Source organism: Burkholderia sp. MSMB1078WGS (assembly GCF_001528895.1).
In the GTDB taxonomy this organism is placed as follows: Bacteria; Pseudomonadota; Gammaproteobacteria; order Burkholderiales; family Burkholderiaceae; genus Burkholderia.
Window position 1 is genome coordinate 35,996 of the sequence record NZ_LPDI01000016.1, and the last position, 13,324, is coordinate 49,319.

Annotated in this window: 12 protein-coding genes and 2 pseudogenes; 6 read left to right on the plus strand and 8 right to left on the minus strand. The window is 65.0% G+C overall.

The window, feature by feature from the left end; genetic code table 11:
- Nucleotides 1–15 precede the first annotated feature (15 nt).
- Together WT24_RS03545 and WT24_RS03550 are read left to right on the plus strand one after the other, a co-directional pair.
- On the plus strand, nt 16–474 hold the full coding sequence (locus WT24_RS03545; protein WP_006486309.1) for an Lrp/AsnC family transcriptional regulator: 459 nt from the start codon (nt 16–18) through the stop codon (nt 472–474).
- 219 nt (nt 475–693) lie between these two features.
- Nucleotides 694–1,263, plus strand: a complete 570-nt coding sequence (locus WT24_RS03550) for a hypothetical protein (RefSeq protein ID WP_059793607.1) — start codon at nt 694–696, stop codon at nt 1,261–1,263.
- A 93-nt stretch (nt 1,264–1,356) separates the two neighbouring features.
- On the opposite strand, the gene WT24_RS03555 is transcribed toward WT24_RS03550, so the two are convergent.
- The 3 genes and pseudogenes from WT24_RS03555 to WT24_RS03565 form a co-directional block, all read right to left on the minus strand.
- Nucleotides 1,357–1,989, minus strand: a complete 633-nt coding sequence (locus tag WT24_RS03555) for a LysE family translocator (RefSeq protein ID WP_059500127.1) — start codon at nt 1,987–1,989, stop codon at nt 1,357–1,359.
- 235 nt (nt 1,990–2,224) lie between these two features.
- Nucleotides 2,225–3,265: pseudogene (locus WT24_RS03560) on the minus strand (MFS transporter); the annotation flags it as partial.
- 562 nt (nt 3,266–3,827) lie between these two features.
- Nucleotides 3,828–4,160, minus strand: coding sequence for a DUF2322 family protein (locus WT24_RS03565; RefSeq protein ID WP_059500126.1), 333 nt, complete (start codon nt 4,158–4,160; stop codon nt 3,828–3,830).
- Between the two features lie 205 nt (nt 4,161–4,365).
- On the opposite strand from WT24_RS03565, the gene WT24_RS03570 reads away from it, so the two are divergent.
- Nucleotides 4,366–4,590, plus strand: coding sequence for a hypothetical protein (locus WT24_RS03570; RefSeq protein WP_257127418.1), 225 nt, complete (start codon nt 4,366–4,368; stop codon nt 4,588–4,590).
- 167 nt (nt 4,591–4,757) lie between these two features.
- Here the strand turns inward: WT24_RS03570 and WT24_RS03575 are convergent, their stop codons facing one another.
- Both WT24_RS03575 and WT24_RS03580 read right to left on the minus strand, forming a co-directional pair.
- Complete coding sequence (locus tag WT24_RS03575) at nt 4,758–6,905, minus strand: TonB-dependent siderophore receptor (RefSeq protein ID WP_060031306.1); 2,148 nt, start codon at nt 6,903–6,905, stop codon at nt 4,758–4,760.
- A gap of 968 nt (nt 6,906–7,873) precedes the next feature.
- Nucleotides 7,874–8,575, minus strand: a complete 702-nt coding sequence (locus tag WT24_RS03580; protein WP_060031309.1) for a flavin reductase family protein — start codon at nt 8,573–8,575, stop codon at nt 7,874–7,876.
- A 224-nt stretch (nt 8,576–8,799) separates the two neighbouring features.
- On the opposite strand from WT24_RS03580, the gene WT24_RS03585 reads away from it, so the two are divergent.
- Together WT24_RS03585 and WT24_RS03590 are read left to right on the plus strand one after the other, a co-directional pair.
- Nucleotides 8,800–9,126: a thioredoxin family protein gene (locus WT24_RS03585; RefSeq protein WP_059793617.1), complete on the plus strand. Its 327-nt coding sequence runs from the start codon at nt 8,800–8,802 to the stop codon at nt 9,124–9,126.
- Between the two features lie 10 nt (nt 9,127–9,136).
- Complete coding sequence (locus WT24_RS03590) at nt 9,137–9,556, plus strand: secondary thiamine-phosphate synthase enzyme YjbQ (RefSeq protein ID WP_059793622.1); 420 nt, start codon at nt 9,137–9,139, stop codon at nt 9,554–9,556.
- 49 nt (nt 9,557–9,605) lie between these two features.
- Here WT24_RS03590 and atsR read toward each other — a convergent pair whose 3' ends face one another.
- The 3 genes from atsR to WT24_RS03605 form a co-directional block, all read right to left on the minus strand.
- A complete protein-coding gene (atsR, locus tag WT24_RS03595) occupies nt 9,606–11,429 on the minus strand; it encodes a hybrid sensor histidine kinase/response regulator AtsR (RefSeq protein ID WP_060031312.1) in 1,824 nt (607 codons plus the stop codon).
- Nucleotide 11,430: 1 nt separating this feature from the next.
- Nucleotides 11,431–11,934 (minus strand): molybdopterin-dependent oxidoreductase, encoded by a 504-nt coding sequence (locus tag WT24_RS03600; RefSeq protein WP_060031315.1) that lies wholly within the window; start codon nt 11,932–11,934, stop codon nt 11,431–11,433.
- 63 nt (nt 11,935–11,997) lie between these two features.
- Nucleotides 11,998–12,870, minus strand: a complete 873-nt coding sequence (locus WT24_RS03605; protein WP_059793620.1) for a helix-turn-helix domain-containing protein — start codon at nt 12,868–12,870, stop codon at nt 11,998–12,000.
- A 377-nt stretch (nt 12,871–13,247) separates the two neighbouring features.
- Between WT24_RS03605 and WT24_RS34140 the strand changes: the two are divergent.
- Nucleotides 13,248–13,324: pseudogene (locus WT24_RS34140) on the plus strand (sel1 repeat family protein); the annotation flags it as partial.

A 13,324-nucleotide genomic window follows, 5' to 3' on the forward strand; every position in this document is an offset into this window, starting at 1 on the left:
GGAATCAGATGCCAAATGAAACTGGATGCCATCGACCGCCGGATCCTGAGCGCGCTGCAGCGCGACGGCCGCATGCAGAACGTGGAGCTGGCGCACGAGGTCGGGTTGTCGCCGTCGCCGTGCCTGCGGCGCGTGCGGCTTCTCGAGGAAGCCGGCGTGATCGAGAAATACGTGGCCGTGTTGAACCCGGCGAAGGTCGGCAAGGGGCTGACGATCTTCACGCGCGTATGGCTGAAGGGACAGGACGCGGAATCGGTGAACCGTTTCGCCGAGGCCGTCCAGCAGATGCCGGAAGTCGTCGAATGCCACCTGATGGCCGGCGACTGCGATTTCCTGCTGCGCGTCGTCGCGGCCGACATTGACGATTACCGGCGTTTCCAGATGGAATACCTGACGCGCATTCCAGGCGTGCTCAGCGTGAAGACCGACATTCCGATGCAGAAGGTCAAGCTCACGTCGGCGCTCCCGACCTGACTCTATGCGACCACGCGGCGGCGCGTCGAAGCGCGGTCATCGCGCGGTGACAATCGCCGGATAAACTGATGGGGTGAGTCGCGTCGCACGGATTGTTCGTGTGGCCGCGCATTGTTCGATGTGCAAGCAACTAACGGTCAATGCCGACGCGATCGGCCAAACGGCGCGGCGCGCCGGTCATACGTCGGAGCGAATGCGTTTCTTCCTGTCGAGCCTTACATGCAGCCATTCAATACGCCGTGGAATTCGCTGGAAATCGTCAAGCTCGTGCTTGGCGTGCTGACACCGTTGTCGGTCGCGTGTCTCGGCTGGCTCGTCGCGCGCCGGCTGAAGCGGCTCGAACTCGTACAGTGGACCAACCAGCGGCTGATCGAGAAGCGGCTCGCGCTGTACGACACGGTCGCGCCGCAGCTCAATGCGCTGCTGTGCTTCTATACGTGGATCGGCTACTGGAAGGACATCTCGCCGGACGACGTGATCCGCGCGAAGCGCGACCTCGACCGCACGTTCCACATCTACCGCTACCTGTTCGACGACGATGTATACGACGCGTATCACACGTTCATCCATGCGCTGTTCGAGATGCATACGGGGCCTGGCCGCGACGCGCGGATCCGCTCGCTGATCCACGCGCCCGACGGCGACCGCAGTGTGCACGGTTCGTATGAATGGAAGCCGGCGTGGTCCGAGCGTTTCTCGACCGCGAATGTCATGCCCAGGGACGACGTGCTGCGCCATTACACGCAACTGATGGAACGGCTGCGCGTGGCGCTGGGCGCGACGCGCTGAAGGCTTCGGTGCCTGCGCGCCCGCGCACGTGAAGCAGAGGCGGCGCACGGTGGCGGCTGATATGCCCGCGTCATCACCTCTCTGCTGCCTGCGTCAGTGGCGCCCCGCCACCGCGAGCCGCGCGGCGAGACCGACGAACACCGTGCCGAGCAGATATTGCGGCACCTTCGATGGCCGGCGGCGCGCGCCGATCCGCCGGCTCAGCCGGCTCGCGGAGAGAATCACCGCGCCGTTCACGACGATCCCGATCAGGTTGAGCACGGTCGCAAGCACGAGAATCTGCACGGCGATCGAGCCGTGATCGGGCCGCACGAACTGCGGAAACAGCGCGAGGACGAACAGCGCCATCTTCGGGTTCAGCAGGTTGGTCGTCAGCCCTTGGCGGAAGATCACCGCGGTCGAACGGCGACGTTGCGACGCGATGGGCGACAGCGTGGTTGCATCCGAACGGAACGTTTTCCACGCGAGATACAGCAGATACGCAGCGCCCGCGAAGCGCACGACGTCATACGCGAGCGGCACCGCGACGAAGAGCTGCGACAGCCCGAGCGCCGCCGCGAGCGCATGGCAGTAGGTGCCGGCCTGAATGCCCGCGAGCGTCGCGAAGCCGGCGCGGCGGCCCTGGCTCACGCTGCGGGACGCGATCAGCAGCATGTCGGGGCCGGGTGTGGCGGTCAGCGCGAGACACGCGCCGGAGAACAGCACGAGCGTGGAGAGATCGATCACGGGAAACCCTTTCGCCGACGAGGCGTGAAAGGGAGATCAGTTTAGGAACGCCGTCGCGGGCAGTCAACCGTGACGCGAGAGACGGCCGGCGCGGTATGGCTTCGCGATCGCGCCGGCCGCGGCTCTCACTCGGCGACGTGCGTCATGCCGGGCGCCGGCACGGCCGGTACGCCGGCCGCGCGCGCATCGGCGGGCATCGCCCACGCGAGCCATTGCGTGCGCAGCAACACGAGCGCGGCGCATGCGCTGCGAACGCGAAATCGGCGACGGCGATCGCGGTGAGCAGCACGATCAGCGCGCGCACGCCGCTGACGCGGTCCGCGATGAAGCCGCCGAGCGGCCGCACGATCGCGCCGAGGAACGCGAGCAGCGACATGAACAGGCCGGCGTCGATCTTCGGCATCTGGTACAGCGACGTCAGCAGCAGCGTGACATACGACGACATGCCGACGAAGCCGCCGAACGTGATGCTGTAGATCAGCATGATGACCCACGTGTCGCGCTCGGCGAGCACCGCGCGATAGCGGGCGGGCAGGATCGCGATCGCGAGCAGCGCGCCCATCACCGGCAACAGCAGGACGCCGGTCTTGCCGACGCCGAACAGCCCGCCGTGCACGGCCAGCACGAGCGCGACGAGGCCGACGAGCGTGATCGCGAATGCGCCGAGCGCGCGTGGCACGCTGCCGGACTTCTCGCCGCGGTCGTCGGCCCAGGCGACGATCGCGACGCCCGCGATCGCGAGCAGCGGCAGTGCGGCGGCCGTCGACAGCTTCCAGCCGACTGCCGCCGCGATGTGCGGAAACATGAAGCCGTCGAGGACCGCGCCGATGTTGCCCGCCGCGGCGAGGCCGAGCACGAGCCCCTGCACCTTCGGCGGATAGCTGCTGCCCGCCATCGGCAGCGCCACCGCGAAACTGGCGCCGCCCATGCCGAGGAACACGCCGAGGACGAGCAGCAGCGCATACGACGGCGTGCCGGGCACGCACGGCAACACGACGGACGGCAGCGCCGACAGCACGACGCCCATCAGCGCGATGCTGCGCCCGTTTGCGGACTGGTACAGGTTGCCGAGCGTCACACGCAGGATGGCCGCCGCGAGCACCGGCACCGCGACGAGAAAGCCCTGTTGTGCGGCGGACATCGCGATGTCCTTGCCAATGAACGGCGCGAGCGGGCCGTACAGCACCCAGACCGTGAAGCCGGTATCGAAATACAGGAAGCACGCGAGCAGCGAGCGCCAGTTGCCGCTCTGCAGGGAGGTGCGCAAACGCGTCATGGTGAAGACCTCTGCGAATTGCCGGTCGGACACCGGCGGGATCGGTCGGAACATCGCGAGGCGCCGCGTCGCGGCGTCAGGGTCGTTGTTGGCAATATGTATGCCAGCACGCGCGAAATGCCGCGAATGCGGTGTCCGGCCTGCTTCGGCGCGGCATTGGAGAGGTTCGTCAGCGCTCGACGCGACAAAGGGGGCGGCACTGGCGGCGTGCTGCCCGGAACGCGGATCCTCTGCGCACGGATTAAGTGCGGCGCGAGATCCCGCCGGCGATCACGTTCGCTCGCCTAGTGGGGCCTGCGTCGAGACTCGGAGACGGGCCGGTTTCGGAAGGGGGATCGCGCGAATTCCCGGCAACGCCGGGTGACGGCATCGGGATCGTGTGCCGGTTGAACTGCTGACCGGTGAAGGGCCGAAGTCGGGCAATTCCGGTGTGATGCGGTCGGGCCTCGGTGTCGCTCGGCCTCGGGCACGGTGGGGCTGCTTTCGTGTGGCACAGCCGGGCGCGCAGCGGTCCGGCGCGCCCCGCAGCAAGAAGCGGCGGCGTGCCGGATCGCTGCGTAGCTCAGCCTTTCGCGACGATGTCGATGCGCAGCGCTTCGCCGCCGCCGACGATCGCCAGCAGCCGATCGACGTTCGGGTGCGCGCCCGGACGATTGCGCGCGTCGGCCGTATGCTCGGCGAACACCGCGAGGCCGTGTTCGGCCGCTTTCGCGTCGAGGGAGCCGAATGCCTGCTTCAGATAGTGGTACACCGCGAGCGAGCCCTGCTTGCCCGGCTGGTTCTCGATGGTCGCGACCACGTCGCCGTTCGCGCCGACGAGATCGATGTGCGCGATGCCGTCGATGGCCGGCAGTTGCGCGAGGTTGTCCTTGAATACTGGGGTCGGTCGAATCACTTGAAGCACTCGGTCGGTTGGGGGTTTGATCATAGGTCGAGGTGACCGACCGTATGTTATCTGATCAGCTACGGTGCACTCTTCGGCGTCACCGAGCTCGCAGCGCATTGCGAATGCCAAGCCCAATTCGCGAAATAATCTCCTGGACGATGGAGCATACTACGTACCCGAGGCACGACCGGAGGACACGATGGGCACCATAAGCATGCAAGCGATCGTGAGCAATACGACGATTCAAGTCGTTTTTACGCCGGGTGACGCGGAAGCTACGATTTACATCGTGAACGGAGAGCATGGCTCGTATCAACCCCGCCATATGGACGTTCGCGAATATGGCGAAGCCGGAATGTCCGCCGAGGACATTGTCCGGCACCTTCTCGAAGTCGTTTCAATTTCCGTCGAGGAGCTTGATCGCATGCGTCCCGGCTGAGCCGGCTCGGTCGCCGCGGTGGCGAGCCGGCGTGTAGAGCGCGTCAACAAAACGCCCTCGACGTTGCAGGCAGCGCCCCCGAGGCGCTCGTTTCGGTCGACGAGCTTGCTCGCGATCGGATGTCGCGCCCAGCCGCACCATCATTCCCCGTTGGGCACGTTCGGGTTCTACATCTCGTACCGCAACGTTGCCATGACGCTGCGCGGCGCCCCCGGCATGTTGAGGTTGGGGCTCGAGCCGTGTGCCGAAACGATATAGCCCTTGTTGAACAGGTTGTAGAGGTTCAACTGGAGCGACATCGGCCCGTGCGCGTACCAAGCCATCATGTCGGCCGTCACGTAGCCCGGCAAGGTCACAGTGTTCTGCGGATCGGCCATGCGCGCGCCGACGAAGTTCAGGCCGCCGCCGACGCCGAAGCCGCTGCCGAGATTCTTGGTCAGCCACAGGTTGCCGGAGTGGCGCGGAGTGAGCGTTGCGCGTTTGTCCTGCAACGCCGCGGTCGACTTGGTGACGGTCGCATCCAGGTACGCATAGCCTGCCAAAACGCGCCAGCCGTGGCCGAGTTCCGCGGCCCCGCTGAGTTCCATACCGTCGGTCCGCTGCTCACCGATCGGAATCAGTGCCGTGCTGGTCGCATTGGCGACCTTGATGTTGCTGCGATCCAGCCGGAATACGGATATCGTCGTGGTGGCCTTGCCGCCAAGCCAGTCGTACTTCGCGCCGATCTCGGTGTTGGTCGTGGTTTCCGGAGCGAGTTCCGCATTGTTGGCCGCCAGCGAAAACGCCTCGCCGGAAGGCTGGAAGGAGCGGCTCCACGACACGTAATACGACTGCGTCGTGGTCGGCTGCCAAACCAGGCCCAGGCGTGGGCTCCATGCCGTGTCCGTACGCGACAGCCCCGGCTGCTTGGGACGTCGGTCGATCGTTTCCTGCTCGAAGCGATCGTAGCGGATGCCGAGCAGCGCCTTCCACTGATCGTTGAAGCTGATCAAGTCCTGCGTGTAGAACCCCAGCGTCTTGAAGATGCCGAGGTTGTTGGCGGCCGGCGTGGACGACGTGTGGAGCGGCAGCGTCGGCAAGGCCGGCGTGAACAGGTCGAAGTTCATCGGCTTTCCGTTCGCGCCGGTGACGGGAGCGGAATAATTGACGAGATCCTTGTTCTGCTGGCCGAATTCCATCCCGTACAGCAACTCGTGCTTCATGCCGAACAGCGTGGCCTTTTGCGTGAGATCGGTCTGGTTGAACCAGCCGTGTTCCTCACGATAGACGTTGCCGTGATTCAGCGTAAAGGTCCGGTTCGCTTCGTTGACGCTGCCGACGAGCGTGTTGTTCCGGTCGAGCGAATAGTGGTAGTAGCGAGTGGCGTTGCGGATCGACCACTGCTCGTTGAACTCGTGCTTGATCGTGGCGGTGCTCGAGTAGACACGCGACCGCGTGTAGTCCACCTCGCCGGCATTCGCCGCACCGTAATAGGCGGATGCCGGCACGTCGACCGGTCGTCCCTTGTAGGCCGGGATGCCGAAGTCCGTCACACGGCGATCTTCGAGGTAGTCGGCTTGCAGCAACACGGTCGTCTTGGGCGCGATGCGAAATTCGAACGACGGTGCGACCGCCGTGCGATTCAGAAACTGCTGCGAGCGATAGCTCTTGGCCTCTTCGTGCGCGCCGGTTATCCGGAAGGCGGCCGCGCCGTTTGCGAGCACCCGTCCGACATCGGCTTCGACTCGGCGATCGGCCCACGAACCGTAGCTGATGCCAAGATTGGTGACGTCGACTCCGGGCTTTTTCGTCACACGATTAATTAGTCCACCTGAAGAACCTCGGCCATAAAGAACGGCGGCGGGGCCCTTGACGACCTCAACCCGATCGACGTTCGAGAGATCGCGGAAATACAGTGCATCGTCGCGAATGCCATCGACGAACTGGTCGGCGATCGCGGAGAAGCCACGAATGGTCATCTGGTCGCGCTGACCGTCGCCGGTCGAGAAGCCAACCCCGGCCACGTTCTTCAGGACGTCCTGCAACGAGTTTGCATGCTGATCGCGCATCACTTCGGCCGTGACCACGTTGACCGTCTGCGGGATATCGCGCAGCGGCGCATCGATCCTGGTCGCGCTGACTGCGCTGGACGGGTTGTAGCCTTCTCCCGGATCGCGAATCGAACTCGCGCTGACGGACACGGCCGGCAGCACGTCGGCGGCCGGGCTTGCCGGCGCCGGCGCGCTTTCCTTTGCGAAGACCGCACCCACCAGGATCGGCTGGCACGCGGCGGCGGCCAGAACGGCGCGTCGTGCCGGTTGCAATACTCGTCTCATCGTCCACCCTGTCGTATGTAATAGTTCGTAATTCCGTAACGCGACGCATTATCATTTGAAAGGAAAGGAAGGTCAACAAGTGTTGCGTAGCTGCAAGGCTATTGATTTGTCTGATGTTTTGTTCGATGACAAGCTTGTTCCACGTATGCGCCCGGCTCACGGCATAGGCGTTAAAAATCCGCTTGGACTCACCTCGTTTATCGACGTCCGTAGTCGAGCCATCATCACGTCAGCGCCGTAGACGCAAAGATGGCCGCCAGCATTGACGTGTATGCCGGCGAGCCGGTGTGTAGAGTCGGCTAGCAAAACTCTGTCGCGGTCATCGGCACCGTGTCGGGCGAACGCGCAACAGCGCGAGCGGATGCCGGCCGAGCGTGACACCCATCGCGTTGTAGTCCGGACGACGCGCTCGCGGACGGACATGATGCCAACGCGGGTGAACAGCGCCTTGGCCTGCGCTTCGTTGAGTAGCTGACCGGCAAGTCGGCCAGGTCCACCGCGCCCGCCTTCCCGGCAGATTCGGCCGCAGCGGCGCATACCTGCCGGCGCCTGAGCTACAAGGCGCAGGATGTCAAGGGCGTCGGCCGCGGTGGCCAGCTACAGCTGAACCGATGCTCAGAGCCGGCGTTGCATGCGCTGGCCGGTTTCCGATCCATGATGTGTCGGTGCGCTGCCCGTACGCGTCGAATCGAGTGCTTCAGGTGGGTCATGTCATCCATGCGGAAGCGGTGCGGGAGGGCGGCGCGTAGGGCGGTGCCGCGCCAAGTCGCAGCGCGCCGACGCGGGCGCCGAACGCGTGCCATCGGTTCGATCGCGAGATTACGATCGCTGTGTCGATCTGCGCGATCAGCACGGCGATGCATCGGGTCGGCCGTGTGAAAGGGTGCTGGGCCGGCGCAGCGGTATCGGCCACGTGTGCGGAAGCAGGGCGGCGTGTCGGATTCACCGGAATTCGCGCGCGCGCTTCATTACCGCCCAGTACCGGTCAGCATGCCCGCGTCGCGCGAGCGCTCGATGTCGGGGCTGCGATACGCGAGTTCGGGAATCTCGGCGAGCCGCGACGCATGCACCTGTCGCGGTGCCAGCCCATAGAACTTCTGGAAGCTCATGATCAGCGGCGACCACTTGTCCGGATCGATGCGGTCCGGATGACCGTCCATCAGCAGGTCGGGATGCACGTGCACGCGCTGGATGCGCAGCTCGAACACGCGGATGCGGCCGCGCAAGTCGGGCATGTCGTCGCCGATCCCGTGCGTGGCCGCGACGACCGCCTCCAGATGCACAGGACATTCGAGCGCGCGCGGCGGCGCGACGGTTTGCGATGCCGTTTCGGCCAGCCCAGCCGTGCCGAACTTGTCGGGTTCGAATACGTACCCCTTCGCGCGCTTGCCATCGGGCACCGGGTACGTGCCCGTCGTGCGCGCGATACGGTCGACCGCGTCCGCCTGCGCCGACGATGGCAGGTTCAGCACGCATTCGCCGGTGCGTAACAGGTTGCGGGTGGTCTGCGAGCTGGCGGCGATTCCGATCACGCCGCGCCAGCCGAGCCAGAACGCGGACGAGATCGGTGCGAGATTGGCCGTGCCGTTTTCGTTCAGCGTGCTGACCAGCACGACGGGCGTGCCGAAGTAGAGAATGTTTGGTTCGGTGACGCAATGCGGCGCATTCATGGTTGAGTCCTTCGCTGACGGGATCGGTTCACATGCTGATCCCGTCGCGACGGCGCGGCGCTCCGAATCTTGTCGTGTCATTCCGAAAGGTACGCAAAGGCGCGGTGGCGCCCGCCCGGACCGGCCGGCAGTGCGCGGGCTTTTCCGCTACAGTAGGAAATCGAAGGCTGCACGCATCAGGCTGGCGCGTGCAGTCACGTTCCGCCAACGCACACGAGGGCCCGATGGACACCGAGCAACGCTATACCGCCAACGCGCCGACCCGCGCGGAAGTCGACGCACTGAGCGGCGCAACCGTCATCGAATTCGGCGCGAACTGGTGCGGAATCTGCGCAGGCGCGCAGCCCGCGATCACGGCGTCGTTCTCCGAGCATCCTGCCGTGCGGCACCTGAAGATCGAGGACGGCCCCGGCCGTCCGCTCGGCCGCTCGTTCGGCGTGAAGCTGTGGCCGACGCTGGTATTCCTGCGCGACGGGGTCGAAGTCGCGCGGGTCGTGCGCCCCGCCGACGCGAAGCAGATCGAAGCCGAAGGCTTCGCCGCGCTGGGCTGAGGTCATGGCAATGCAACAGGCCATCACGCATGTCGGCGTCGATACGCGCGGCAGCGGCCTCGTCGAAATCACGCCGCAGGTACGAGCATTCGTCGACCAGCAGGCGATCCGCACCGGCCTGCTCACCGTGTTCTGTCGCCACACGTCGGCGTCGCTGCTGATCCAGGAGAACGCGGATCCGTCGGTGCAGCGCGATATCGAACGCTATTTCGCGACGCTCGCGCCCGAGGACGACACGCGATACGAGCACGACACCGAAGGCGCCGACGACATGCCCGCGCATCTGCGCACGGCGCTCACGCAAGTGCAACTGTCGATTCCGGTCGAGCACGGGCGCATGGTGCTCGGCACGTGGCAGGGGATCTATCTGTTCGAACATCGGCGCGCGGCGCACCGGCGCGACGTCGTGCTGCATCTGATCGGCGAGTAGGCGCGTAGCAGGGCAAAGCGGCGAACGCGCGATGCCGCGTTGGCGCGGCTCAGGCGAGCAGCTTCTCGACGAGCGCGCCGAGTTCGCGCAGGTGAACCGGCTTCGGCAGGAACGCGTCGAACACCCGCTGGTTTTCGCGCAGCGCTGCCGATTCATACGCGCTGACGCCGAGGATCGCCGGATGCCGGCCGTCGTCGTCGGGTTCCGCCACCGCGCGAATGCGCCGCGCCACGTCGAATCCGCTCAGGTCCGGCAGTTCGAGATCGAGCACGACGAGGTCGTAGCGGCCCGTTCCGAAGCGCGCGACACCTTCCTGTCCGGTGCCGCACAGATCGGCCTCGATGCCGAGCGCCGACAGCATCGCGCCGAGCGTTTCGCGCGCGTTGTCGTTGTCGTCGACCACCAGTGCGCGCCGCCCGAGGTGCGCCAGCACCGGCGGCAGCGCGGGCATGTCGGCCGCGCTGCCGCCCGCGCCCGTATCGACGCCGGGTACTTCGACGGGCAGCGTCACGACGAACTCGCTGCCTTCGCCGACCACGCTGCGCACGTCCACATGCCCGCGCAGCGTCGTCACGATTTCGCGCACGACCGCGAGCCCCATGCCGATCCCGTCGACGTGCAGTCCGACCGCGTCGTTCGCACGATAGAACGGCTCGAAGATTTTCGACAGATGCTGCTTCGCGATGCCGGCGCCGGTGTCGCGTACGGCGATCCTCACCTGCTGGCCGGCCGGCGCATCGGCGAGCGTGATCGCCACCGTGATCGAGCCGCCGACCGTGTACTTGACCGAGTTCTCGATCAGGTTCGACAGCACCTGCCGCAGCAGCTTGCGATCGGAGCGGATCGCGAGGCCGGGCGGCTCGACGAGCTGCGTGACCGAGATCCGTTTCGCCACGATCTTCTCGCGCAGCGGTTCGAGCACTTCGGCAAGCAGCGGCGCGACGCCGACGGTATCCAGTTCGGCGATGCGCTTCGTCGAGCGCAGCTTGATGTAGTCGGTGAGGTCCTTGACGAGCGCTTCGAGCGACAGCGCCGAATTCTGTAGCCGCCGGATCGTCTTCAGGTTCGCGTCGGACTGCGCTCGCGCGAGCAGGATCTCGATCGATCCGCAGATCGCCTGCAGCGGCGTGCGCAGCTCGTGGCTGACCATTCCGAGGAACGCGTTCTTCGCCTCGATCATCTCGAACGCGCGGTCGGACGCCTTGCGTTCCGCGTCGAGCGCCGCGTGTTGCCGTTCGAGCAGCTCGTCGCGCGTGCGCATCGTATAGAGCAGCAGCAGGAACAACGCGCAGAGAATCACGCCGAGCACGATGCCGAGGATCAGGATCGCGCGCTGCTTGTCCTTCAATTGATGGAACGTGAAATCGCGCTGCGCCATTTCGATCGCGCGGAAGTAGTTCGCGAGGCCGTTGACCTTCGGCCAGTACGCATTGACTTCGTCGATTACCTGCCGCGCCTGCGTCGGCGCGTCGCGCAGCTGCGGCACCTCGCGCTTCAGGCGCATCATGAATTCGCCGAGCGCGTCGATCTCGTTGCGCGCGCGCGGAATGCGCAGCCAGTATTCGGACACTTCGGACGGCCGCTGCAGGAATCCGAACGACACCGACAGGCTGTCGAGCTGCACCTGTACGTGATCGAAGTCTTCGTCCTCGTGCGTCGCGTACAGGATCAATTGCCGGTCGAAGCGCGTGTAGACGTTGCGGTACTGCGCGGCGGTCCAGAACACGCCTTCGCGCGGCCCCTCGAGCACGCCCTCGTTGACCGAGGTGGCGAGGAGATCCCACAGCAGGAACGCCCACGCGGCGAATCCCATGATCCACAGCGAGCCGAGGACCAGGATGATTTTTCTATTTTTCCATCGCCGCCGCGTCATTTCACTTCACGGTCAGACCGATGATCTGCCATGCGAACTTGGCTTCGCCGAGCGGCGTTTTCAGCTCGTCGGGATACTGGTCGCGCGGATACATGATCCACAGCGGGCCGTAGTTGTCGTTGCCGAGCACCTTGCCGTTCATCGTCCGCGCGAGGATCACGCCGTACTTGTCGGCGTCGGAGACGGGAATCGTGAACGTGTATTCGTCGATGCAGCGGAATTCGATCTGCGTGCCTTGCGCGCCGACCGTCTTCAGCACGTCGGACAGGCGCGGTCCGGTGAAGGTCGCCTTCGGCGTCCAGCTCGTCGACGTGACGATCGTATGCTGCGGCAGCGCCATCAGCGCCTGCTCGGAAAAGACGTAGGTCGTCTTCCCCTGCTGGTTGCTCTTGCTGATCTTGCCGTCGACGGTGAACGTGAACGACGAAGCGGCCCATGCCGCGGCGGCCATCCCGAGCAGGCAGGCCGTCAGCAGGCTTTTGGTCCAGATGGTAGAAATGCGCATGTCTTTCCCCTCGGTCTGATGGTTGGTGTAGCCGGTTGTCGTCCCGGCGTCGGTTTCCGGTTCTCAGTTCGTGGCCGCCGCGGCCGGCAGCGTGAGTTTCAGTTCGCGGGCGACTTCCGCGAACAGGATCGGCAGGCGCACCGGCTTTTCTTCGCAGCGCGCGTTGTAGTGCGACACGATGTGCGCGATCTCGTCCTCGCTCGCTTCGCCGGTCGAGATCTTGCCGGTCAGCAGGAAGATCGGCGCGCCGCTGTTCTCGCTCGAGCGGATGCTGCGCACGAGTTCGGCGGCCGTCTGGTCGCCGAGCATCCAGTCGAGGATGTAGCCGTCGAAATCCTCGACTTCCAGCGCCTTGCGGAAGCTCGCGCCGTCGAAGTACGGAATCGCGTTCACGCCTTTCTCGATGAAATATTCGCAGACCGTTTCGGCGACATCGTGCGAATCGTCGACCACGGCGATCCGCGCCGCATACACGTTCGGCTGCGCCGAGCGCAGCTCGATCACGTCGACCGGATACGTGCGGCCCTCGCGCGCATGCTCGCGTTCGGTGACGATCCATTCGCCCTGCCATTGCAGCGCGACGAAATCCGTTTCGATCTGGCTGGTGGCCTTCGTCGAGATCGCTGCGCGGCAGCGCAAGCGTTTCGATTCGATCACGAACGTCGCGTCGATCATCTCCGCCGCGGCCGGCTGCGTGCCCTTGTCGTCGAGCAGGATCGCGGGCGGCACGCCGAAGTGCGTCGCGATGTCCTGCAACTGCGACAGGTTCCACGGGATCAGGCCTTTCATCTTGCGCGTGACGACCGAGAAGCTCAGACCGAGCACGTTCGCGATCGTCGTGTTGTGACTTCGCGGCGGAATGCCGTTCCGGTTCAGGAGATCGCGCACCTTGTTGGCGGTGATGAGATCAACGTTGGCCTGCTCGGTGGTGGACATCTCGATGGGGTCTCCAGGGGTTTTGGCGAGGAAGAGCATATCAAAGCTGACGCGCTACGCAAACTTCAAACACGCGAATGCCCTTGACATGCCATTTTTCTCCATTATTATTGCTCACCACGTCACTATTGTTTGCTGCGTCATGTTTGGAGATCGATGCCGGCACAGTCGGATCAGCGCAGAGCGGCAGCAATGAAGCAGTGACGGAACGATTCGAAGAGAGAACCTGAGAGAACCTGAGAGAACCTGAGAGAGCCTTGGCAGCGTGTCGGCGTGCGCGGATTGTATCCGCTGCGCCGCGCGCAACCGGGTAAACGCTCGCGGGGATGGGATAGCTCGAAGAATTGCGGCGCCAATAAAACTTGAGGAAAGTACCAATGTATCGCCGTTTACTCGCACCGGGGCTGCTGTTGCTGTTGGCCGCGTGCGCGCAGGATCCGTCGGTTACCGCCGG

What these genes read in the sequence shown, in the direction of transcription:
- WT24_RS03545 (WP_006486309.1), top strand. Translation starts at nt 16, where the DNA reads ATGAAACTGGATGCCATCGACCGCCGGATCCTGAGCGCGCTGCAGCGC.
- WT24_RS03590 (WP_059793622.1), top strand. Translation starts at nt 9,137, where the DNA reads ATGCAACAGGCCATCACGCATGTCGGCGTCGATACGCGCGGCAGCGGC.
- atsR (WP_060031312.1), bottom strand. Translation starts at nt 11,429, where the DNA reads ATGACGCGGCGGCGATGGAAAAATAGAAAAATCATCCTGGTCCTCGGC.
- WT24_RS03600 (WP_060031315.1), bottom strand. Translation starts at nt 11,934, where the DNA reads ATGCGCATTTCTACCATCTGGACCAAAAGCCTGCTGACGGCCTGCCTG.
- WT24_RS03605 (WP_059793620.1), bottom strand. Translation starts at nt 12,870, where the DNA reads ATGTCCACCACCGAGCAGGCCAACGTTGATCTCATCACCGCCAACAAG.
- WT24_RS03550 (WP_059793607.1), top strand. Translation starts at nt 694, where the DNA reads ATGCAGCCATTCAATACGCCGTGGAATTCGCTGGAAATCGTCAAGCTC.
- WT24_RS03570 (WP_257127418.1), top strand. Translation starts at nt 4,366, where the DNA reads ATGCAAGCGATCGTGAGCAATACGACGATTCAAGTCGTTTTTACGCCG.
- WT24_RS03580 (WP_060031309.1), bottom strand. Translation starts at nt 8,575, where the DNA reads ATGAATGCGCCGCATTGCGTCACCGAACCAAACATTCTCTACTTCGGC.
- WT24_RS03575 (WP_060031306.1), bottom strand. Translation starts at nt 6,905, where the DNA reads ATGAGACGAGTATTGCAACCGGCACGACGCGCCGTTCTGGCCGCCGCC.
- WT24_RS03585 (WP_059793617.1), top strand. Translation starts at nt 8,800, where the DNA reads ATGGACACCGAGCAACGCTATACCGCCAACGCGCCGACCCGCGCGGAA.